General features: G+C 48.1%; 19 protein-coding genes. 13 read left to right on the top strand and 6 right to left on the bottom strand.

Going from position 1 to position 21,871, the window contains the following annotated elements; genetic code table 11:
- Positions 1 to 95: 95 nt before the first annotated feature.
- Positions 96 to 422, bottom strand: a complete 327-nt coding sequence (gene hmoA / locus AC3WTF_RS18640; RefSeq protein WP_492314331.1) for a heme-degrading oxygenase HmoA — start codon at positions 420 to 422, stop codon at positions 96 to 98.
- An 84-nt stretch (positions 423 to 506) separates the two neighbouring features.
- Positions 507 to 869 (bottom strand): VOC family protein, encoded by a 363-nt coding sequence (locus AC3WTF_RS18645; protein WP_007408938.1) that lies wholly within the window; start codon positions 867 to 869, stop codon positions 507 to 509.
- Between the two features lie 161 nt (positions 870 to 1,030).
- Between AC3WTF_RS18645 and AC3WTF_RS18650 the strand changes: the two genes are divergently transcribed.
- From AC3WTF_RS18650 to AC3WTF_RS18665, 4 genes are all read left to right on the top strand, one after another.
- The gene (locus AC3WTF_RS18650; RefSeq protein WP_007408939.1) at positions 1,031 to 1,897 is read left to right on the top strand and encodes an STAS domain-containing protein; all 867 of its coding nucleotides are present in this window, start codon (positions 1,031 to 1,033) and stop codon (positions 1,895 to 1,897) included.
- Positions 1,898 to 2,212: 315 nt separating this feature from the next.
- Positions 2,213 to 2,386 carry a YezD family protein gene (locus tag AC3WTF_RS18655; RefSeq protein ID WP_003155693.1) on the top strand — a complete coding sequence of 58 codons (174 nt, stop codon included), beginning with the start codon at positions 2,213 to 2,215 and terminating at the stop codon, positions 2,384 to 2,386.
- Between the two features lie 29 nt (positions 2,387 to 2,415).
- A complete protein-coding gene (ribR, locus tag AC3WTF_RS18660; protein ID WP_042634947.1) occupies positions 2,416 to 2,718 on the top strand; it encodes an FMN riboswitch-binding regulator RibR in 303 nt (100 codons plus the stop codon).
- 90 nt (positions 2,719 to 2,808) lie between these two features.
- Complete coding sequence (locus AC3WTF_RS18665; RefSeq protein WP_007408941.1) at positions 2,809 to 3,453, top strand: Bax inhibitor-1/YccA family protein; 645 nt, start codon at positions 2,809 to 2,811, stop codon at positions 3,451 to 3,453.
- 38 nt (positions 3,454 to 3,491) lie between these two features.
- Here the strand turns inward: AC3WTF_RS18665 and AC3WTF_RS18670 are convergent, their stop codons facing one another.
- Entirely contained in the window at positions 3,492 to 4,004 is a 513-nt protein-coding gene (locus tag AC3WTF_RS18670) for a MarR family winged helix-turn-helix transcriptional regulator (protein WP_007408942.1), read from the bottom strand.
- A gap of 150 nt (positions 4,005 to 4,154) precedes the next feature.
- On the opposite strand from AC3WTF_RS18670, the gene AC3WTF_RS18675 reads away from it, so the two are divergent.
- Entirely contained in the window at positions 4,155 to 5,276 is a 1,122-nt protein-coding gene (locus AC3WTF_RS18675; RefSeq protein WP_106080371.1) for an FAD-dependent oxidoreductase, read from the top strand.
- A 36-nt stretch (positions 5,277 to 5,312) separates the two neighbouring features.
- Here AC3WTF_RS18675 and AC3WTF_RS18680 read toward each other — a convergent pair whose 3' ends face one another.
- The gene (locus AC3WTF_RS18680) at positions 5,313 to 6,383 is read right to left on the bottom strand and encodes a DUF3900 domain-containing protein (RefSeq protein WP_007408944.1); all 1,071 of its coding nucleotides are present in this window, start codon (positions 6,381 to 6,383) and stop codon (positions 5,313 to 5,315) included.
- Positions 6,384 to 6,547: 164 nt separating this feature from the next.
- Here AC3WTF_RS18680 and AC3WTF_RS18685 point away from each other — a divergent pair, with 164 nt between their 5' ends.
- The 7 genes from AC3WTF_RS18685 (at position 6,548) to AC3WTF_RS18715 (ending at position 17,119) form a co-directional block, all read left to right on the top strand.
- The gene (locus tag AC3WTF_RS18685; protein WP_335433382.1) at positions 6,548 to 9,730 is read left to right on the top strand and encodes a bifunctional cytochrome P450/NADPH--P450 reductase; all 3,183 of its coding nucleotides are present in this window, start codon (positions 6,548 to 6,550) and stop codon (positions 9,728 to 9,730) included.
- 426 nt (positions 9,731 to 10,156) lie between these two features.
- The gene (gene ltaS, locus AC3WTF_RS18690) at positions 10,157 to 12,085 is read left to right on the top strand and encodes a lipoteichoic acid synthase (protein WP_003155677.1); all 1,929 of its coding nucleotides are present in this window, start codon (positions 10,157 to 10,159) and stop codon (positions 12,083 to 12,085) included.
- 215 nt (positions 12,086 to 12,300) lie between these two features.
- The gene (locus AC3WTF_RS18695; protein ID WP_492314332.1) at positions 12,301 to 13,065 is read left to right on the top strand and encodes a glucose-1-phosphate cytidylyltransferase; all 765 of its coding nucleotides are present in this window, start codon (positions 12,301 to 12,303) and stop codon (positions 13,063 to 13,065) included.
- A 6-nt stretch (positions 13,066 to 13,071) separates the two neighbouring features.
- Positions 13,072 to 14,040: a GDP-mannose 4,6-dehydratase gene (locus AC3WTF_RS18700; protein ID WP_020953934.1), complete on the top strand. Its 969-nt coding sequence runs from the start codon at positions 13,072 to 13,074 to the stop codon at positions 14,038 to 14,040.
- Positions 14,041 to 14,064: 24 nt separating this feature from the next.
- The gene (locus AC3WTF_RS18705) at positions 14,065 to 14,976 is read left to right on the top strand and encodes a putative nucleotide-diphospho-sugar transferase (RefSeq protein WP_007408949.1); all 912 of its coding nucleotides are present in this window, start codon (positions 14,065 to 14,067) and stop codon (positions 14,974 to 14,976) included.
- Positions 14,977 to 15,004: 28 nt separating this feature from the next.
- Positions 15,005 to 16,165: a glycosyltransferase gene (locus AC3WTF_RS18710; protein WP_020955479.1), complete on the top strand. Its 1,161-nt coding sequence runs from the start codon at positions 15,005 to 15,007 to the stop codon at positions 16,163 to 16,165.
- A 15-nt stretch (positions 16,166 to 16,180) separates the two neighbouring features.
- On the top strand, positions 16,181 to 17,119 hold the full coding sequence (locus AC3WTF_RS18715; RefSeq protein WP_047935430.1) for a putative nucleotide-diphospho-sugar transferase: 939 nt from the start codon (positions 16,181 to 16,183) through the stop codon (positions 17,117 to 17,119).
- Positions 17,120 to 17,148: 29 nt separating this feature from the next.
- Here AC3WTF_RS18715 and AC3WTF_RS18720 read toward each other — a convergent pair whose 3' ends face one another.
- Positions 17,149 to 18,378, bottom strand: a complete 1,230-nt coding sequence (locus tag AC3WTF_RS18720) for an MFS transporter (RefSeq protein ID WP_007408952.1) — start codon at positions 18,376 to 18,378, stop codon at positions 17,149 to 17,151.
- Between the two features lie 117 nt (positions 18,379 to 18,495).
- Positions 18,496 to 19,881, bottom strand: a complete 1,386-nt coding sequence (bcaP, locus tag AC3WTF_RS18725) for a branched-chain amino acid transporter BcaP (protein WP_007408953.1) — start codon at positions 19,879 to 19,881, stop codon at positions 18,496 to 18,498.
- A gap of 245 nt (positions 19,882 to 20,126) precedes the next feature.
- Between bcaP and yfmT the strand changes: the two genes are divergently transcribed.
- Positions 20,127 to 21,584, top strand: coding sequence for a benzaldehyde dehydrogenase (gene yfmT / locus AC3WTF_RS18730; protein WP_047935431.1), 1,458 nt, complete (start codon positions 20,127 to 20,129; stop codon positions 21,582 to 21,584).
- Positions 21,585 to 21,871 lie beyond the last annotated feature (287 nt).

Below are 21,871 nucleotides of genomic sequence, written 5' to 3' on the forward strand. Positions count from 1 at the left end.
CTAATTTCGGATAACAACGATCCGTTTTCAAACTTGAAGGTGTTTTTTGTTTGTCTCATATTATGGGGTCAGTCCCCTGGGGCAAATGCTCTTTATTATTTTTCGTGTACGCCTGTTTTAACGGCTCTGACATGATACATACCGACAGCCGTCCCAAGCATATAATCAGGTTTCGGCTTGCCTTGGTTTGCTTTGTGGGCCGCGATGTGGTCTTCGCTTTTTTCCCATTGTTTCCAATGGTCTTCTGACTCCCAGCGGATTAACACGACGACTTCTTCATCACCGCGGCGGACTTTTTTTTCCAGGACCGTTACGTCTATCAAACCTTCCTGCTTTTCAATCACGCCTTCTGAACTGAAGCGTTCGATTACTTTGTCGGCATGTCCTTCTTTTACGGTCATTTTTCTGATTTGCACGAACATCTGGCAACTCTCCAATCCTTTTCACGCTTTATCCAACATTTTAAATGAAAATGATTCTCACAGTCAATTGAGATGCCTGACGGCTTACGATTTCAGGAGAAAGACATGACCATCCTCATCTTTAAATTGCACGAAGCTGCCCCATTCCATTTGTTTAGGTTCATCTAAAAAGGTGATGCCGTTCTTTTTCATCTGTTCGTATGCGGCAAAGACATCTTCACACTCAAATACGATAGAAGCCTTCATATGCTCGGCCCCTTTCATCATTGATTTCGGATAAATAACCAAATGAGTGGCGGCTCCTTTGGGCGCTACCTCAAGCCAGAAGGCGCCCGGTCCCATCGGATGCTCGGCGACGGTTTCAAACCCCGCTTTTTCCGTCCAGAATGTTTTCGCTTTTTGCTGATCATCAGTGTATACGGCAACTGTCGCGATTTTTTTGATCATCATACTGACCTCCTGTTTCATTTCTTTTATAGTGTATCCTCCTGCCGAAAAAAGCAATCAAAAGCTTTAATGTGCAGGCTTTTTTTAATTTCTCTAGTACGATCGGCGATTCCGATTTATAATTTAGACAAAAGTACATATTCTTGAAAGAGGAGACGGCAGTGAACAAAGACCAATTACTTCATGATTATATTATTACACATTCGGCAGAGCTGACGGAAAAATGGCTCAAGCTGAGACGGAAGCTGAGAGGGCGTTTTTATTCTGCGGATCAATTAAGTGAGGAAATGAAACGGCTGCTGATCGAGCAGCATACCTTTACAAACACGGTCATCGCAAGCGCTTTTTTGGAAGATCCGGCCGTTTTTCAGCATAACAAAGAAAAATGGGCCGCACAGGTAGCGAAAAGCAGAGTGGAGCAAGACGCGGAGGTTCATGAGGTCGTTGAGGCGATCGGCAATTCAAGAACCGTCTTTTGGGAGGCGGTCACCCGTTTTATGGATGAGCATCAGGACATCGTAACAAACGAGGATGCCCGCCGCTGGAATCACCTTGTCAACGGCTCGTTTGATCAGCTGATGACGGATTTTACTGAACAGTTTCAGAAATTAATGATCGCGAGGCTGTCATCTCAGCAGGAGCTTATTTCCGAATTGAGCTGTCCGGTTATTTTGATCGCGGATACGATCGGCACTCTGCCGCTCATCGGATCGATTGATACGAGACGGGCACGCGTGATTTTGGAGTCGGTGCCGGAAAACTGTGTCGCCAAACGGATCACAAACCTTGTGATTGATCTGTCCGGTGTGCCCATTGTCGATACGATGGTGGCGCAGCAATTGTATATGCTGTCGAAAACGTTATTTCTCCTCGGCATCAGAACCGTGTTTTCCGGCATTCGGCCTGATGTGGCACAGACCTCTATCCAATTGGGGCTTGATTTTTCAGAGTATCAAACTTACGGCTCCCTGGAGCAGGCGCTCGCCAGCATGGGTGTCACATGTGTGATCGAGGAAGCAAAAGCATAGAAAAAAGGGTGCTCCGTCCAGAGGCGGGGCGCTTTTTTTGTCAGCGGAAAACAATGTAAATATGTCGGAACTTGAAGATTGCGTTCTTAAAAACAGCTATATGACGCCTTGGGAGTCGATTTCGGGATGACACGGTTTAAATCAAAGCGAAGGAAGTGAAAGTTTTCGCAAAGAAAACATATCCAAAAATTGTGTAAATGTTATTGATTTCTGAATGAAAACATAATAGTATAATTATATATTTCTTATCAGAATAGTATGAATTAAAACACTCATTGTCAAAAGACGAACGGCCAGACATAAAGGGGGAGCATGATGACGTCCAAAGGAAACGTAGATCCGCATGTGATCGAAAAGATTATCAGCGCGCTGGAAACGCTCGATTTCGGGACTGTTCAGATCACGGTTCATAATTCCCAAGTGACACAAATTGATAAGGTGGAGAAATATCGATTTTCCCTGAAGAGCAAAGAAGTAAAACAATCTTAAAAAACAGCCAATGACAGGAGGCGGTACATATGAAGCATTCAACTGTTCCTTTCCGGGAGAGCCGGTATCTGCACCTGCCCGAAGTGCGCTTTCTGCATTGGTGCACGAAGCAATACGGCATTAACAAAGGCGTGCTCAATACAATTGACGGCTGGTTTTATGATGCGGGCGTCATTCCGATTCCCGTCAGGCGTCTTTATGTGCTGGCATTCCTCGATTTCGCGAAAATGCCGGGGCAGAAGGGGAAGATCCGATTCGGGCACGGCGGCTTGACGAAAAAACTGCATGATTTCATGGATATGCAGGAGTGCGCAGCAAAACGTCAGGCCTGACATCCTTAAAATCTTCTTAAAATCATGCGAATTTCTCCCATTTTATTTATAATAGACCTATCACGATCATTTTTTGGGAGGACTTTTGACATGCAAACTGCTGCTTATGAGAGCAAACAATCTATTATGCAGCGCATTATAACGGTATTTGTGTTTACACTGTTAGTTGCGACTATCGGCCTGTATACCGGCCAGTTTATTCCGCCGGCATTGATGCTGCCGCTGTCGGTCTTAGAGGTCGTCATGATCATCGCCGCATTTTGGCTGCGCCGAAAAAAAGCCGTCGGATATGTGTTTGTCTTTTCATTCGCTTTTATTTCCGGAATGACGCTGTTTCCGATCATCAGCCATTATGCGTCCGCAGCGGGGGCCTATGTCGTATTGGAGGCATTCGGTTCTTCGTTTGTGATTTTTGCGGTGCTCGGCACGATCGGCGCTAAGACGAAAAAGGACTTGTCGTTTTTATGGTCCTTCTTGCTTGTCGCTGTCATCGCGCTTCTCGCAGTGGGGATCTTTAATATTTTCAGCCCGCTGAATTCCGCCGCCATGATGGCGTATTCCGTCATCGGGACGATTGTGTTTTCAATGTACATCTTATACGATCTGAACCAGATCAAGCACCGGGACATCACGGCTGACCTGATTCCTTTGATGGCATTGACGCTTTATATCGACTTTATTAACCTGTTTATCAACCTGCTACGGTTTTTCGGAATTTTAAACAGTGATGATTAACCGCGCGAAAAAGGCGCCCTGCTGAGAGGGGCGCCTTTTTATGTTCTGCCGCCGGAAAACAGCAGAAGCTTATCAAATAATACTTCAAGCATTTTTGTCAATTCCGCTTTTTGTTCAGCGGTGAAGCTTTCCATGACTCCTGAAATGTTGGAGAAGTGGCCGGGAAGAAACAGCATCAGCTTTTCTTTTCCTTCTTTTGTGAGTTCGATGCTGATTTTTCGTCTGTCGCCGGTATGCCGGCTGCGGTTTACAAAGCCGTCCCGTGCGAGTCCGTCGATCAATCCGGTGATGGTCGCTTTGGTGACGTTGGATTTTTTCGCCAGTTCTGTCGGACTCAGGCTGTGTCCGGGTGCGTCAAACAGAAACATTAAAATTTTGAATTTCCCTTCGGACAATCCGTGACTTGAGAAATAATGCTCCATGACCTGATTCATTTTTTTAGACATATCAAATAACGTCAAAAATGTTTTCAATGATTCAGCATCCATATCGGCGTAAATCTCAGCGCGTCCGGCAATCTGCGAGTAATCCGGCAAATGTCTCAACTCCATTTTTGTAAGCCTCCGTACCATTTTAGTGATTCAAAGTATAAGCTTGCCGGATTCAAAAGGCAACTTATAAAGATTGACAGTTTTTCAGCCTATATAGTAAGGTGGCTAATAGTTAATAAGTGATAAATAAATAGAGAAGGCGGTATCGTGATGAACCATGAAGTGAAAAAGATCATCATAGCGGGCGGAGGGATCGGCGGCCTGTCCGCAGCGATTTCTCTCGGCAGAGCGGGTTTTGAAGTGACCCTTTGCGAGGCGGCGTCCGACATGCGAAAAAGCGGAGCGGGCATTCTCCAGCCTCAAAATGCGCTGCGGGTGCTTCGGGAAATCGGTGTGTATGATGAATGCTGTCAACACGGCTTTCAAACGGAATGGCTGAAGCAGCATGATGAAAACGGAACGCTGCAGTTTAAAGTGAGTGAGGCGTTTTTAGATGATTCATTGCCGGGGCGGAATAATATATTGCGGCAAACGTTAAACGATATCCTCAAAAAGCATGCTGAAGCGGCGGGGGTCACGATTCTGCTCGGTAAAAAAGTCGTGTCTTACGAAGAAACGGCAGATGAAATAACGGTGCATTGTGCAGACGGAACCGCGATGACGGCTGACATCCTCGCCGGCTTTGACGGCATCCGCTCCGCTGTCCGCGATCAAATGCTGCAAAGAGAAGTGAAAACAGAGTATCTCGGCATGGGAGCGCACAGATTTTACATTTCTTTTCCCGAGCCGATATTTCATGATTCGACACTGATGTATAAAAAAGGGCAGACGCAGGTCGGAGTCGTGCCGCTCTCTGAAAAAACAGGATACGTATTTATCATCCGGCCGTATGACGCTGACTTCAGGGATGACGAGGACACGCGTTTTGAACGGGTGAAAGACTTGCTGCGCGGAATTCCGGGAGTGAAGTTTGTGACAGAGAATATGTCAAAGGAATATCCCGTTTTGTTTCATAAGATTGAGCAGATGGCGGTTAAAGAACCGTGGCACAGAGGCCGCGTCGTTCTGGGCGGGGATGCCGTCCATGCAGGAGCGCCGACATTGGCGCAGGGAGCGGCGATGGCGATTGAAGACGCGATTGTGCTTAGTGAAGAACTGCAAAAACACGAAAACCATGAAACTGCATGTCAAGCATACTTCGAAAGACGGGCGGAGCGGGCATTACAGGTGCAGAATCTCTCATCTGAAATCGTCCGCCGCGAGATAAAGGGAACGCCCGGCGTCCAAGACATCATCAGTGAATGCTATCGATTGCTCAAAGAGCCTTATTAAATAAAGAAAGTCCAGAACATGGCGTCTGGACTTTTGTCAGTCTTGTTCAGATTTATTCCGTATCCGTTCAATCACCTCATGCAGCCCCTCAGGCTTGTGAAACTCCACCGGCGAACTGCCTTTTTCAAACGAGATCGTCTCCGCCTCAATGAGCGCGACATAGCGCCCGTTCACTTTTGCGAGATGGATGGATTCGCCGAAATCAGCCAGTAATCCTTTAATCTCTGTTTCTCCGACTTTCATTTTCAGCTCGGCTTCCGGCGTGTGTTCAATGATCTGCGCGGATGCCTCGATGACTTGATGGGTGTCGAGGCGCTCCTGAATTTCCCGCTTTTCACTCGCTTCCCAAATTTCAATGTCGTGCTCAAACTGCTGAAGCTCTTCGCTGTTTTCTTCAAAAGTTTCATACACGTGTTCCTGCACCATGTTCATGACTTGGTTTTTCATGATTTCCGGCATCGATTCGCCGTATTCGACAAATTTGAGAAAATCTTCGAAATAACGGGCGTGCGAGGCCTGGTGGATTTTCAGCTCATGCTCTTCCGTCATGCCTTCTTCCGGCATATACGGATATTGAATGCTTTTCATGTTTTTTGTCGTGATGGCCATTTCGACCTTTTTAATGAGAGACGAGGCGTCTGAGATGCGGGCGACCTTCGGCTCGAAATCGCATTTCATCATAAAGACGAATTTGTCTTCAAAATACTTGCGCGGAACGGCCGATGCCACGATAAAAACACCGCCGCGCACAGCGCTCGTGTCAAGGTAAGTGCGGACGAACTGCTCGCTTGCTTCGATAAATGCTTCCTTCGTATCCGCAAGTCTGGCGCGGTTGAAAAGGTTGTAATTCGGATTTGAATCAAGCTCATGGCCCGGCTCCGTGATAAAATGGCCGATTTTTGTTGGGACTTGCTCGGATTGCGGATGCCGTTCGGCTTTCCGTTTGACGATTTTCTTCAATTCCCCGTCAAGAAAATCCTTCAGCTCGCTTTCTTCAAATTCTTCCGTGTCAAGGGTCTGGAAATGTTTGAACTGTTTGTTTGCCTGTTCATCTTTTCCTTCCACTTGAATGACATAAAACGATAAAAACTTGATTTCAAAATCCATATGTGAACTCACCTTATTTCTGTATTTGACAAGCCTCTCCAGTATAGAAAAAACCGTTATCGATCGTCAATCCGATGATTGATCCGTGACGGCGGATAATCGGCCGGTGAAAAGGGCAATGTAGTTGGAAGGAACGCATCAATGTGTTAGAAAGGGTGTTATTCATGAAGGAAACAGGTCCGATTCCGCAGCCGAAGACATTCGGCCCGCTCGGCAATCTTCCTTTGCTTGATAAAGACAAGCCTACAATGTCGCTGATCAAACTGGCAAACGAGCAGGGGCCTATTTTTCAGCTGCATACCCCGGCGGGCGCCATTATCGTCGTGTCCGGCCATGAACTGGTGAAAGAGGTTTGTGATGAAGAACGGTTCGATAAAAGCATTGAAGGAGCTTTGGAGAAAGTCCGGGCGTTTTCCGGTGACGGGCTGTTTACAAGCTGGACGCATGAGCCTAACTGGCGAAAGGCGCATAATATTCTGATGCCGACCTTCAGCCAGCGCGCGATGAAAGATTATCATTCGATGATGACTGATATCGCGGTGCAGCTGATTCAAAAATGGGCTAGGCTCAACCCGGATGAGGCCGTTGATGTGCCTGCTGATATGACCCGCCTGACGCTCGATACGATCGGGCTTTGCGGCTTTAACTATCGGTTTAACAGCTATTATAGGGAAACGCCTCATCCGTTTATCAACAGCATGGTGCGCGCCCTTGATGAAGCGATGCACCAAATGCAGCGCCTTGATGTTCAGGATAAGCTTATGATCAGGACGAAGCGCCAATTTCATCATGACATTCAGGCGATGTTTTCGTTAGTAGACAGTATTATCGCAGAGCGCCGGTCAGGCGGCCGGGATGAAAAGGATCTGCTGGCCAGAATGCTGAATGTGGAAGACCCGGAAACGGGCGAAAAACTTGATGATGAAAATATCCGGTTTCAAATCATCACGTTTTTAATTGCCGGCCATGAAACGACAAGCGGCCTGCTTTCCTTTGCCATCTACTTTCTGCTGAAACATCCCCGTGTTTTGGAAAAAGCCTATGAAGAAGCCGATCGGGTTTTGACCGATCCCGTTCCTTCATATAAACAAGTGCTGGATCTGACTTATATCCGAATGATTTTGCAGGAGTCATTGCGTTTATGGCCGACCGCGCCTGCGTTCAGCCTTTATGCGAAAGAGGATACGGTGATCGGCGGGAAATATCCGATCACGCCGAAAGACAGAATTTCCGTCTTAATTCCCCAGCTTCACCGTGATAAAGACGCGTGGGGAGACAATGCGGAGGAATTTTATCCGGAGCGGTTTGAACATCCTGATCAAGTGCCTCACCATGCGTATAAGCCGTTCGGAAACGGTCAGAGGGCGTGTATCGGTATGCAGTTCGCCCTGCATGAAGCAACTCTTGTTCTGGGGATGATTCTGCAGCATTTTACCTTTATCGATCACACCGATTATGAGCTCGATATTAAACAGACACTGACGATCAAGCCCGGCGACTTTCATATCCGGGTGCGGCCGAGAAACAAAGAAGCCGTTGCGGCTGCTCTCCCGGCGGCTGAAAAAGCGGCGGAAGACGTCGAAAAAGAAAAACGGGAAACAAAAGGCGCATCCATTATCGGGCTTGATAACCGACCGCTTCTGATTCTGTACGGATCAGATACGGGAACCGCAGAAGGCGTGGCGCGGGAGCTTGCCGATACTGCCGGGATGCACGGCGTCCGGACTGAAACGGCGCCTTTAAATGACCGGATCGGAAAACTGCCGAAAGAAGGAGCTCTCTTGATCATTACGTCCTCTTATAACGGAAAGCCTCCGAGCAACGCGGGACAATTCGTTCAATGGCTTGAAGAAGTCAAACCCGGGGAACTGGAAGGCGTCCGATATGCCGTCTTCGGCTGCGGTGATCATAACTGGGCGGCGACATATCAGGCTGTACCGAGGCTTATTGATGAGAAGCTTGCCGAAAAAGGGGCGGAACGCTTTTCCTCCCGAGGCGAGGGGGACGTCAGCGGCGATTTTGAAGGAAAGCTTGATGAATGGAAAAAAAGCATGTGGACGGACGCCATGAAGGCATTCGGTCTCAAGCTGAATGAAAATGCCGAAAAAGAGCGAAGTGCGCTGGGCCTTCAATTTGTCAGCGGGCTTGGCGGGTCTCCTTTGGCACAGACGTATGAAGCGGTTTACGCATCCGTTGCGGAAAACAGGGAACTTCAGGCGCCGGAAAGCGGCCGGAGCACAAGGCATATCGAAATCACTCTGCCGAAAGAGGCTGCCTATCATGAAGGGGATCATCTCGGCGTGCTGCCGGTAAACAGCAAAGAGCAGGTCAGCCGTGTTCTCCGCCGGTTCAATCTGAACGGGAATGATCAAGTGCTGCTGACAGCCAGCGGACAGAGCGCGGCTCATCTCCCGCTCGATCGGCCGGTCAGGCTGCATGATCTTCTGAGCAGCTGTGTCGAATTGCAGGAAGCGGCATCAAGGGCTCAAATCCGGGAAATGGCCGCTTATACGGTCTGCCCGCCGCACAAACGGGAATTGGAAGATTTTCTTGAGGAGGGCGTCTATCAGGAGCAAATCTTAACATCGCGCGTCTCGATGCTCGATCTCCTTGAAAAATATGAAGCGTGTGAACTTCCGTTTGAGCGATTTCTGGAGCTTTTGCGCCCGTTGAAGCCGCGGTATTATTCGATTTCAAGTTCGCCCCGGAAACATCCCGGGCAGGCTTCAATTACCGTCGGCGTCGTTCGCGGCCCCGCCCGGAGCGGTTTGGGTGAGTATCGCGGAGTCGCTTCGAATTATTTAGCGGACCGCCGCCCTGAGGATGGTATCGTGATGTTTGTCCGCACTCCGGAAACACGATTCCGGCTGCCGGAAGATCCGGAAAAACCGATTATTATGGTCGGTCCCGGCACAGGAGTCGCCCCGTTCCGCGGATTTCTGCAAGCCCGGGCGGCGTTAAAAAAAGAAGGAAAAGAGCTGGGGGAGGCTCATCTGTATTTCGGATGCAGAAACGATCATGATTTTATTTACCGTGACGAGCTTGAAGCTTATGAAAAAGACGGAATCGTGACGCTTCATACGGCTTTCTCCCGCAAAGAAGGCGTACCGAAAACGTATGTGCAGCACTTAATGGCGAAAGACGCCGGCGCTTTAATTTCCATCCTCGGCCGGGGAGGGCATCTCTACGTATGCGGCGACGGCAGCAAAATGGCGCCCGATGTAGAGGCAACGCTGCAAAAAGCGTATCAGTCGGTCCACGAAACAGACGAACGGCAAGCGCAAGAATGGCTTTTGGACCTCCAGACAAAAGGCATTTACGCAAAAGATGTTTGGGCGGGGATTTGAGCGATTTGATGAAAAGGACTGGATGACTCCAGTCCTTTTTTTACATCAGCCAAAAAAACCTTCAAGTTTTTCAACCCCTTTGCATACAATAACTTCAGCCCGCCTGTTGGGCGGCTGTCTTTGATATTCATTTTTCGTTTTTAGAAGTTTGTGTTATTCTTATATTTGGTATCTCCTATTTTCAGACCCGGTCTGATACGGTACCTTTTAATGCCAGAAAAAAATGTGAAACGAAGAACGGATATCCTGCGTCTAATGGCTGGCGGGATAAGATGTTCAATGGGCATGACACGAATGATAAATATATCGTTTTTTTAAATGGTGTGTTTATGGGGCTGTGTGATGCTTTCGTTTTGCTCGGAAAGCAGGAATTGAAGCAAAAAGTAAGAATACAGATTTAAAGTGTTTAGGAAAGTAGAGGTTGCCATGAAGAAATTATTTTCTTACAGACTTAGTTTTTTTGTACTGGCTATTATTTTGTTTTGGGCCAAAACGTATTTAGCCTATCATGCTGAATTCAACCTTGGGGTGAAGGGTCCGACGCAGCAGTTTCTGCTTGTGATCAATCCGTTCTCAAGCGCCATTTTCTTTTTAGGACTGGCATTGTTTGCGAAAGGCCGCAAATCAGCGATTATCATGGTGATTATTGATTTCATCATGACGTTTATTTTGTATGCAAATATCCTATTCTATCGATTCTTCGATGATTTCTTGACATTCCCGAACTTAAAGCAATCCGGTAATGTGGGAAATATGGGAGACGGCATCTTCAGCATTATGTCCGGCCATGATATTTTATACTTTGTTGATATTATTATTTTAATCGCGCTTCTGGTGTGGAGACGTGAGCTGAAGGAATTCAAGCTGAAAAAACGGTATACGTCATTAATTATCGTGACGGGTATTGTTTTGTTCTTCGTGAACCTGGCGATTGCCGAAGAGGACCGCCCGGAGCTGCTGACAAGAACGTTTGACCGCAATTACATTGTAAAATACTTAGGCCTTTATAATTACACGATTTATGACGGCGTACAGACGGCGCAGACGGAATCCCAGCGGGCATATGCCAGCAGCGATGACCTGACGAGCGTTGAAAACTACACATCGTCGCATTATGCGAAGCCGAACGCCGAGTATTTCGGCAAGGCCAAAGGCAAAAACATTATTAAGATTCACTTGGAAAGTTTCCAATCGTTTTTGATCAACTACAAACTTGACGGAAAAGAAGTCACGCCGTTCCTGAATAAACTCGCCCGCGGCGGAGAGGACATGACGTACTTTGATAACTTTTTCCACCAAACGGGCCAAGGTAAAACATCTGACGCCGAGCTGATGATGGATAACAGCCTGTTCGGACTGCCTGAAGGGTCAGCCTTCGTGACAAAAGGGGAAAACACGTATCAATCGCTTCCTGCCATCCTTGACCAAAGTGAGGGCTATACAAGCGCCGTTTTACACGGTGACTACAAATCATTCTGGAACCGTGACCAGATTTACAAACATATCGGCTACGATAAATTCTTTGACGCCAGCACATACGATATGTCTGATGACAACCTTGTCAATATGGGACTGAAGGATAAACCATTCTTCAAAGAATCCATTCCGAAGCTTCAATCGCTGAAACAGCCGTTCTACGCGCATTTGCTCACGCTGACGAACCATTATCCGTTTACGCTTGATGAAAAAGACGCAACGATCGAAAAAGCGAAAACGGGCGACGCGACTGTGGATGACTATTTCCAGACGGCGCGTTATCTCGACGAGGCGCTTGAACAGTTCTTTAAAGATCTGAAGTCATCCGGTTTATATGACAACTCGGTGATTATGCTTTACGGAGACCACTACGGAATCTCTGAAAACCATAACCGCGCGATGAAAGAAATTCTCGGCAAAGAAATTACGCCTTATCAAAACGCGCAGAATCAGCGTGTGCCGCTTATGCTTCGCATCCCCGGCAAAAAAGGCGGGGTGAACCATACGTACGGCGGTGAAATGGACGTTGTGCCGACGATCCTTCACTTGGAAGGCATCGATTCTAAGAAATATATTAATTTCGGCACCGATCTCTTCTCGAAAGACCATGATGATACGGTGACGTTCCGTAACGGAGATTACGTCACGCCGAAATATACTTCCATCTCCAATGTCGTATACGATACGAAGACAGGAAAAGAACTGAAAGGCAATCAGGAAACGAAAAACCTGAAAGCCAGAGTCACAGAGCAGCTGAAGCTGTCTGACAGCGTGATGTACAAAGACTTGCTCAGATTCCACAAATTGAGCGACTTTACGCCGGTTGATCCGTCTAAATATCATTACGGCAAAGAAAAGCTGAATCAGGATAATAAATAATAGAAAGAGCCTTACGGAATTTCCGTAAGGCTCTTTTTTTGTGTGTATCTTCACCAATCTGAAAAAAGAGAGAGCTTTTGGTCACAAAGGGCGCCAATCTCTCATATCTTACAGTAGATTTTGAAACCGGTGATAGAGAATCGGACAAATTATCGGGTTGGTTTCTCTTATACGGGCGGTTTCGAATCCAATATTCACAGAGAAGAGGGGTAGAGATGAAAGCAGTCATTCTCTGCGGCGGAAAAGGAACGAGAATGAGCGAAATCACCAATGAACGTCCCAAACCGCTCGCCATGATAGGCGGCAAACCGATTCTATGGCATATTATGAAACTCTATCAATACTATGGCGTGAACGAATTTATCCTGCTTCTTGGTTTCAAAGGAGAGATGATTAAGGAATATTTCTTAGATTATGACTGGAAGAATCACAGCATGACGCTGGACAGCTCTACCGGAGAAGTGCGGATATTGGGAAAATCCGAGCCGTGGAAAATCACTTTTTTAGACACGGGGGAACACACGCAGACAGCGGGGCGGCTTTTACAGGCGAAGGACATCATCGGTGATGAAACCTTTCTTATGACGTACGGGGACGGACTGGCCAACATCAACCTGTTTCATCTGATCAGCTATCATCAATCAAAAGGGACTGCGGTGACCGTCACCGGTATAGAAAAGACCTCGCAATTCGGAACGCTGACGGTTGAAGACGGCATGGCGAAAAGCTTTTCTGAAAAAACCTCAAGTGACGGCATCATCAACGGCGGATTTTTCGTGCTCAGCCCGAAGGTATTTGATTATCTGCCGAAAGACAGGGATGTCATGTTTGAAGAAGAACCGCTGAAGGAGCTGGCGAAAGACGGCGAATTGGCGGTATACCGGCATTACGGTTTCTGGACGGCGATCGATACGTATAAAAACCTGCTGGAAATCAACAAGATGTGGGACCGGGGACAACATGTATGGAAGGTATGGTGATCAAGTTTGAGTTTCTGGAAAAATAAAAATGTGTTTGTGACGGGATGTACAGGTCTTTTAGGAAGCTGCTTGGTGAAGGAACTGATCGATCAGGGGGCCAATGTGACGGGACTTGTCCGTGACACTGTGCCCAAGTCGAACCTGTATCAGGGAGAACAAGTGAAGCAAATGAATATCGTGCAGGGCGCGCTTGAAGATCTGGATGTGATTGAGCGGGCGCTGGGCGAATATGAAATTGACACGGTCTTTCATTTAGCCGCTCAGGCGATCGTCGGCGTTGCAAACCGCAATCCGATTTCCACATTTGAAGCCAATATTCTTGGCACATGGAACATCCTTGAAGCGTGCCGCAGGCATCCGCTCATCAAGCGGGTGATCGTCGCGTCCAGTGATAAAGCGTACGGCGACCAGCCGACACTGCCGTACGATGAAAACATGCCTCTTCAGGGCAAACATCCGTATGACGTATCAAAAAGCTGTGCCGATTTGTTAAGCCACACATATTTTAATACGTACGGACTTCCGGTCTGTATTACGCGCTGCGGCAACTTGTACGGCGGCGGAGATTTGAACTTCAACCGGATTATTCCGCAGACGATTCAGCTCGTGCTGAACGGTGAAGCGCCGGAAATCCGCAGCGACGGCACATTTATCCGTGATTATTTTTACATCGAGGATGCGGTCGAGGCATACCTTTTGCTGGCGGAAAAGATGGAGGAGCTCAATCTTGCGGGAGAAGCGTTCAACTTCAGCAATGAGATTCAGCTGACGGTGCTGGAGCTTGTAGAAAAAATTCTTAAGGCCATGGACAGTGACCTCAAGCCGAAAGTGCTCAACCAGGGAAGCCATGAAATCAAGCACCAATATTTATCGGCGGAAAAGGCGAGGAAGCTTCTGAATTGGACACCCGCACATACCATTGATGAAGGATTGGAAAAAACGATCAAATGGTATAAAGCCTTTTTTCAAAAGTAACAGAAACAGAGGTGAGAGAAAGACGTGACAAGCGCATATTGCACAGTTTTATCAAAAGGAAGGCTGTATCAGGCTATCGCTTTGTTCGGCTCATTGAAAGCGGTTCAGGCGGACGCCCCCATTTTTACTTTGTGTATGGACCAAGACACCTATGACGTGCTTCAGGCAATGCGGCAGGATAATGTCACCTTGATTCAGGTGTCCGCACTGGAAAATGAGGAGCTCCTTGAACTGAAGCGGACGAGGGATCAGAGCGAATACTGCTGGACGGTGAAGCCGGTATTTCTCGAATTCGTGCTGGACGGACATCCGGAATTAGAGCGTGTCACGTACATTGATGCCGATTTGTTTTTCTTCGCTGATCCGCGCGCGATTTTTGACAATCAGCCGGATTGTTCGGTGCTTCTGTCACGGGGCGATATCGTCATTCCCTCATTTGGAAAACAGGAAATCGACATGCTGCAGCGTCTTTTAGGCCGGTATAATTCCGGTTTTCTCAGCTTCAAAACCGACAGTGCCGGCACAGATTGTCTCAGATGGTGGAAAGAACGCTGCCTGGAAGAATGCAAAAATGCGCCGGGCGAAGGAAAATTCGGAGATCAAGGCTACTTGGATTACATGTCCGGCCTGTTCCCGAATGTGTGTGACATCACCACGCCCGGCGTGAATATCGGCCATTGGAATTACGGCCGCCACACGTTTTCATGGAAGGACGGGCGTCTTGTGCTCGAAGACGGAAGTCCGCTGATTTTCTATCATTTCAGCGGATACCGGATCGTTACAGCCGGCGACATTCGGCAGATTCATGAGACGGACCGGACCGACCTGCCGTTTGTCCATCAGCTTTATCAGGACATTCTGAAGCGGGTGATCGGGACGGTCAGCGCCGTCTGCCCGGAGTTCAGCGGCTTTGCATCTGAGGATGATAACAAATAAATGATCATATACAGGAAGTGAACGAAAAGTGAAGGCAAGCGTCATTGTTCCCGCATATAATTCCAAGGAGCGGCTTTATAACAGCCTGCTGTCCCTGAATGAACAGGAATGCACAGAGCCGTTCGAAGTGATTGTGGCTGACAACGGTTCGGAAGACGGAACCTTATCCATGCTTGAATCATTCAGCGCGAATTTTCCGCTGATTTTTGTGAGAATTAAAGAAAACAGAGGGATCGCTTACGGACGGAATCAGGCGGTCCGCAATGCCAGAGGCGATATTTTGATCTTCCATGACAGCGACATGCTTGCCGAAAAGGATTTGGTGGCGAAGCATATCAAGGCTCATGAGAACCGGGACGATCTTGTCGTATGCGGTATGTTCTGGAAGCGGATTTACAGCTTTTATTATGACCGTTTTGAAAAAGAGCATAAGGAGAAACTCGCCGAACTGTATGAAGAGCTGCCGGGCGATAAAGAGCCGCTCCTTGATGAAAGTGACATCAGAGACGGAAGTTTTCTTGACCAATGCTTTGATTTAGATACCGACTTTATCCGTGTGCTGAAAAGCATTTTGGAAAAATACGGAGATGATTTGAAAGGCTACCGTCTGCCGTGGCGTTTTTTCATTACGAACAATTCGTCAGTCAAGAGACAGCACGTGGCAGATCTCGGGCTGTTTGATGAAGGCATTGTCAGATACGGCTTTGAAGATTATGATCTCGGCATCAGGCTTCATCAGTCGGGAATGAGATTTCAGCTGCGGCGCGATATCATGAGCGTCCATCAGGAGCATCCGAGCAACTGCGCTTCCGTTGATGATATCAGGGCGAATATCGCGTACATGTGCGACAAGTACAATGACATTCGTTCGCTTGACGTGCACCTCGCGTTTAACGGCCCGTTTGACGCGGAGTTAACCAACAGCATGATGGCAGACATCGAAGTGCTGCTTGATTATGAGAAATATGAAAGCCTGCTGCACATTTTTCTCGAGCTGCTGCACGCGGTTAAAGACCGCAACCTCGACCCGGACTGGAAGACGAAAAGCCCGCGGATCACGGCGAACAGCTTCAATCTGCCGGAGGTCGGAAAGCTTTTGGCAAAAGCGGAAAAAAAGCTGGGCGTCACGCACTTTGCAAGGGCGTTCAAAGCGCTGGCTGCTGATTTACTGCATGTGGATCTTAAATAAATTGGATGTGATATGGTGAGTAAATATCATTTTTCAACCATTGTTTCCAGAACGCATATCTTTAAACTGATGCCGATGATTCATTCTCTCCATGAGCATTGCCGGGATTTTCATCTGTATGTGCTGTGTGTCGATCAGAAAGCGTACGAACTGCTTCAGCAGGTGCCGTGGGAACATGTCACGGCGGTTCAGCTTCATGAAATGGAGGACCCGGAGCTGCTTGAAGCAAAGGGCGGCCGGACGTTTCATGAATATTGCTGGACGCTGAAACCGGCATTTCTGTTCCATGTGATGACGGAGTATGATGAAGCCGAATATTTTGCACACTTGGACACCGATCTCTTTTTCTTCTCAGATGCGGGCGAGCTGTTTGCGGAAAAGCCGGATGCTTCCCTTTTTCTGACGGATCACCGCAATTCAGAACGGTTTGCGTCTTATTACAAGCTGACAGGGCAGTACAACACCGGGTTTGTCGGCGCGCGGAATACCGGGGAAGCGTATCGGGCGGTCTGGCAGTGGAGGCAGGATTGCATCTCCTATTGTACGGTGGAGATGAATGAAGAAAAAAAGACATACGGTGATCAAAGGTATGTTGAAAAGTGGCCCGCGCAGTTTGAAGACGTTCATGTCACGGAGTCGATCGGCGCGAATGCGGCGCTGTGGAATATTGAGCAATATGACGTCAGCCTGCGCGGCGGGGCTGTATATGTCAATGACACCCCGCTGATTTTTTATCATTTTTCAGGCTTTACGCTCGTCACGGAGAACGAATTCAATCTGTGCTGGTACTATCACATTGATGACGAGGCGACAGTCAATATGATTTACGTGCCGTACATCAAAAACGTAAAAAAATGGATTGATGAAATTCAAAAAGCGTTTCCTGATTTCAGAGACGGGTTTATTCCGAAGTATGCGGTTCCTGACACTCATTTTTATACGGTTGAAACATAAAATCCCTGCCTTTTCGGCAGGGATTGTTTTTATGAATGCCATTCTTTTAATGTTTTGTCGCTCGGCAGGACAAAGGCGAGCAGACCTAAAACGGGCAGAAAGGCGACGGCTGTCATGGTCGGCGTCAATCCCGCTGAATCAATAAGAGCTCCGAGCGCAACGGCTCCGATCGCGCCCATTCCGAAGGCGAGCCCGACCGTAAGCCCTGACATCGTTCCGATTTTGCCTGGAACAAGCTCCTGCGCGTAGACAACAGTCACGGAGAAGCTGGACATCAGAACAACACCGATCAGCGCCAGTACGCCATAGGCGATGACAGGTCCCGCAAACGGAAGGAAAATCGTCAATGGAGCCGATGCTATCATCGAAACGATGATGACGTTCCGCTTTCCGAAACGGTCTGCAAGCGGCCCGCCGAGAAACGTTCCGACAGCTCCGAAAAATAAAAAGACGAAGATGTAGCTCTGTGCCTGCTGAATGCTGACATGATAGGCATTCATCGCATAGAACGTATAAAAGTTGCCGATCGCGCTCACATACCAGGAGCGCGCGAAAATTAAGAAGATAATCATGATAAGGGCGAGAATAATCGGTTTTGTAATCACGGTCTGCACAGCGGAGGCTGGTGATTTTTTACTTACGGCCCGCAAATGAATAAGGCGGCCTTTATACCATTTGGCGATATAAATGAGAAACAGAACAGCGATTGCGGCGACTAGCGTAAACCAGACAGAGCCGAATTGACCGAGCGGAACGAGAATCAGCGCGGTAATCAAGGGCGCCATCGCCTGGCCGGTATTCCCTCCGACTTGGTAAATCGATTGCGCCAAGCCGCGCTTTTCGCCGGCGGCCATGTAGGCGACACGCGATCCTTCAGGATGAAAGACGGCGGAGCCAAGGCCGATAAAAAAGACACAGCATAAAATCGTCAGAAAAGACGGGGCGAACGCGAGACCTAAAATGCCGAGCATGCTTGCGGTGAGTCCGAGCGGCAAGGCATACGGCATCGGGCGTTTATCCGTATACCAGCCGATGACGGGCTGCATCACGGAAGACACCATATTCAGCGTAAAGGCGATAATTCCGAGCTGCGTAAATGTAAGATTCATGGAACGTTCCAAAATCGGAAACATCGCCGGAATCACCGCTTGCAGTGAATCGTTCAGCAGATGACAGATCCCGATAATGAACAAAATAGAATACATGGTTGTCTCGGGACGATGGACAGGTTTTTCTTTAAGCGGGGCGGCAATTGCCAAAGTGATTCTCCTCCTTTTTATGTAAACGAAGCATACACCATATTATTCATAAGGTGAATGAATTATCAAGTGCAAAAAAGGCTCTTCTTTCTCAAACAGAAAAAAGAGCCTCCCTTTTTATTTATTTAACAAACTGTGTTTTCTCGAATACATCATATAAACGACGATCCCGGCGGCGATCCAGATGACAAAGGCGAGCCATGTCACGCCCGGCAGGCTGCTTGCGAGATACAGGCATAAGCATGCGCTGATGATCGGCACAAAAGGCACGAAAGGAACACGGAAGGAAGATTTGATCTCCGGATGTTTCTTTCTTAAAACGATGACGGCGATCGCAATGACCGTAAAGGCCGCCAAGGTTCCCATGTTGACGAGATGCGCCAAGGTTCCCAAATCAATAAAACCCGCGATCCCGGCGGCAACGATTCCCGTCACCCATGTGTTTTGAAACGGTGTTTTAAAACGCGGGTGAACCTTGGAAAACATGCGGGGCAAAAGGCCGTCTCTGCTCATCGCAAATGTAAGGCGCACCTGAGCGTAAAGCAGAGCGAGCATGACCGTTGTAATCCCGATAATCGCGCCGACGGAAATAATGCCTGCTATCTTGTTCTGGCCGACAAATTGGAGCGCGAAAGATACCGGATCTCCGACATTCAGCTTAGTGTACGAAAGCATTCCCGTCAGGACGAGCGATACCGTAATGTAAAGGACGGTGCAGATGGCGAGCGCGCCGATGATTCCGACCGGCATTGATTTCTGCGGGTTTTTCACTTCTTCCGACGCGTTTGACACGGCATCAAATCCGAGATACGCGAAGAAAACGGTCGCGGCGCTCGTGATGACGCCTTTCATTCCGAACGGCATAAACGGCGACCAGTTTTCCGGTTTCACGTAGCCGAAACCGACGATGATAAACAGCAGAATGATCGCAATTTTCATCAATACAATGACATTGTTAAAGCGGGTGCTTTCTTTCACGCCCCTTGAAACAATCGCGGTAATGACCAAAATAATGATAACGGCCGGCAGGTTGAACACGGCACCCGTTTTGCTGCCGGGTGCGGCGGTCAGCGCCTCCGGAAGATGCAGCCCGAAGCCCGCAAGAAGCGACTGGAAATAGGATGACCAGCCGGTTGCGACGGCGGCGAGCGCGATGACATATTCAAGCATTAAGTCCCATCCGATTAAAAACGCGAGACACTCCCCGAGAGTGACATATGAATACGTATATACGCTGCCTGAAATCGGAATGGATGAAGAAAATTCCGCATAACAAAACGCGGCGAGCGCGCAGGCAAGGCCCGCGAGCACAAACGACAGAATCAAAGCCGGTCCTGCGCCTGTCGCGGCCACAGTCCCGGTAATCACAAAAATCCCCGTGCCGACAACACAGCCGATTCCGAGCAAAACCAAGTCAAAAGCGCTTAACGAGCGGGACAGGCTGGTCTGTTTGCTCTGGGCCTTTAAGTCGGCCAGCGGCTTTTTCCGAAATAGTAAAGACATATGGGTCCTCCTGAAAATTCATAATATTCTTATCATTATATACACTGACGTTTGTATTATATTGTCGAAATTTCTCACAGTCAATTAAAGAATTTTCCACTTTAAAAGGACAAAGCTAAAAAGCGTCGATGCACGGAAGGAACGGGAATTTTATTGTGAAATAGTTCAATTTTCTCACCTTAAGACCGATACAAAAGATGACTCATCAACTAATTTCAAGTTTCGGTGAAAGGGAGATGTTTTACATGTTTCAATATGAAGAACTAAATAAGCAGTTTATCGGCGGCCGATGGAGGGATGGGAGCAGCCGGAACGTATTGGAAAACAGAAATCCTTATACTCAAAAAGTTATCACCTCATTCCAAAAAGCGACGTCTGATGACGTGGATGCGGCATATCGCGCCGCGGCTCTTGCGAAACAAGAATGGGACAAAGTAAACCCTTTTAAAAAGCGGGCCATTTTGGAAAAAGCCGTTTCTTTCATTGAAGAGCACGAAGAAGCGATTATTTACTTAATCATGGAGGAGCTTGGCGGAACACGGCTGAAGGCTGAGTTTGAAATCGGACTTGTCAAAAATATGATAAAAGAAGCCGCAACATTTCCGGTGCGGATGGAAGGGAAAATTCTCCCGTCCACGATTGACGGAAAAGAAAACAGGCTGTACAGAATACCCGCCGGAGTCGTGGGAGTGATCAGCCCGTTTAATTTCCCGTTTTTCCTTTCGATGAAATCTGTTGCGCCGGCACTCGGCGCGGGGAACGGCGTCGTGCTGAAGCCTCATGAAGAAACGCCGATCTGCGGCGGAACGCTTATCGCGAAAATTTTTGAAGCGGCCGGCGTACCGGACGGGCTGCTGAATGTTATCGTGACGGATATCGGGGAGATCGGCGACAGCTTTGTTGAGCATCCCGTCCCGCGGATAATCTCATTTACAGGCTCAACCGGAGTGGGCAGCTATATCGGACAGCTTGCGGTCAAACACTTTAAAAAACCGCTGTTGGAGCTTGGCGGAAACAGCGCGCTGATCGTGTTTGAGGATGCTGATCTTGAATACGCCGTCAATGCGGCCGTATTCAGCCGGTTTACGCATCAAGGCCAGATCTGTATGTCGGCGAACCGCGTGCTCGTTCACACATCTGTATATGACAAATTTACAGAGCTTTACGAAGCGAAAGTGTCATCGCTGAAAGTCGGCGATCCGATGGACCCTGATACGGTTATCGGTCCTTTAATCAATGAGAGACAGGCGGAAGGTCTGAGACGGTCTGTCGAAAAAGCGATAGAAGAGGGAGCGGTTCCGGTGCTGTCCGGCCGATTCAGCGGAACGGTCGCTGAGCCCGTCATTTTAAAAGATGTGAAACCTGAGATGAGCATTGCGAAGGAGGAGCTGTTCGGACCGGCCGTCTGCATCATGCCGTTTGAAACGGAGGATGAAGCGGTAAGCATCGCAAACGCGACACCGTTCGGTTTAAGCGGAGCCGTGCATACGGCAAACGTTGAGCGCGGCGTTGAGTTTGCTAAGCGGATCGAAACCGGCATGATTCACGTCAACGATACGACCATTAATGATGAACCGAACGTCGCGTTCGGCGGCGAGAAGCAATCAGGTCTCGGCAGGCTGAACGGCGAATGGAGCCTTGAAGAATTCACCACGCTGAAATGGATTTCGGTTCAGCATGAAAAACGGCAATTCCCATATTAAGAAGGAGTGAAAGAAATGAGTATACAGACGGAGCAGCAAACGCACAGCCTGCTTGACGCATTTGTCAAAGTTGCGCCTTTTTTAAACAGCCTGATCCAAGATGACATCACCATCGGAATTTATGATACAGAAAAATTAATCGTGAATATTCCGGCTAAAACGTTTTCTCTTAATGTAAAGCCGGGAGACCCGCTGCAAAAAGGGGACATCATTACAGACGCGATCCGCATGAATCAGAAGAAGACAAGCATGGTGCCGAAAGAGCTCTTCGGATTTCCGCTGATCGC

It is taken from the genome of Bacillus sp. EB106-06-01-XG163 (assembly GCF_058791615.1).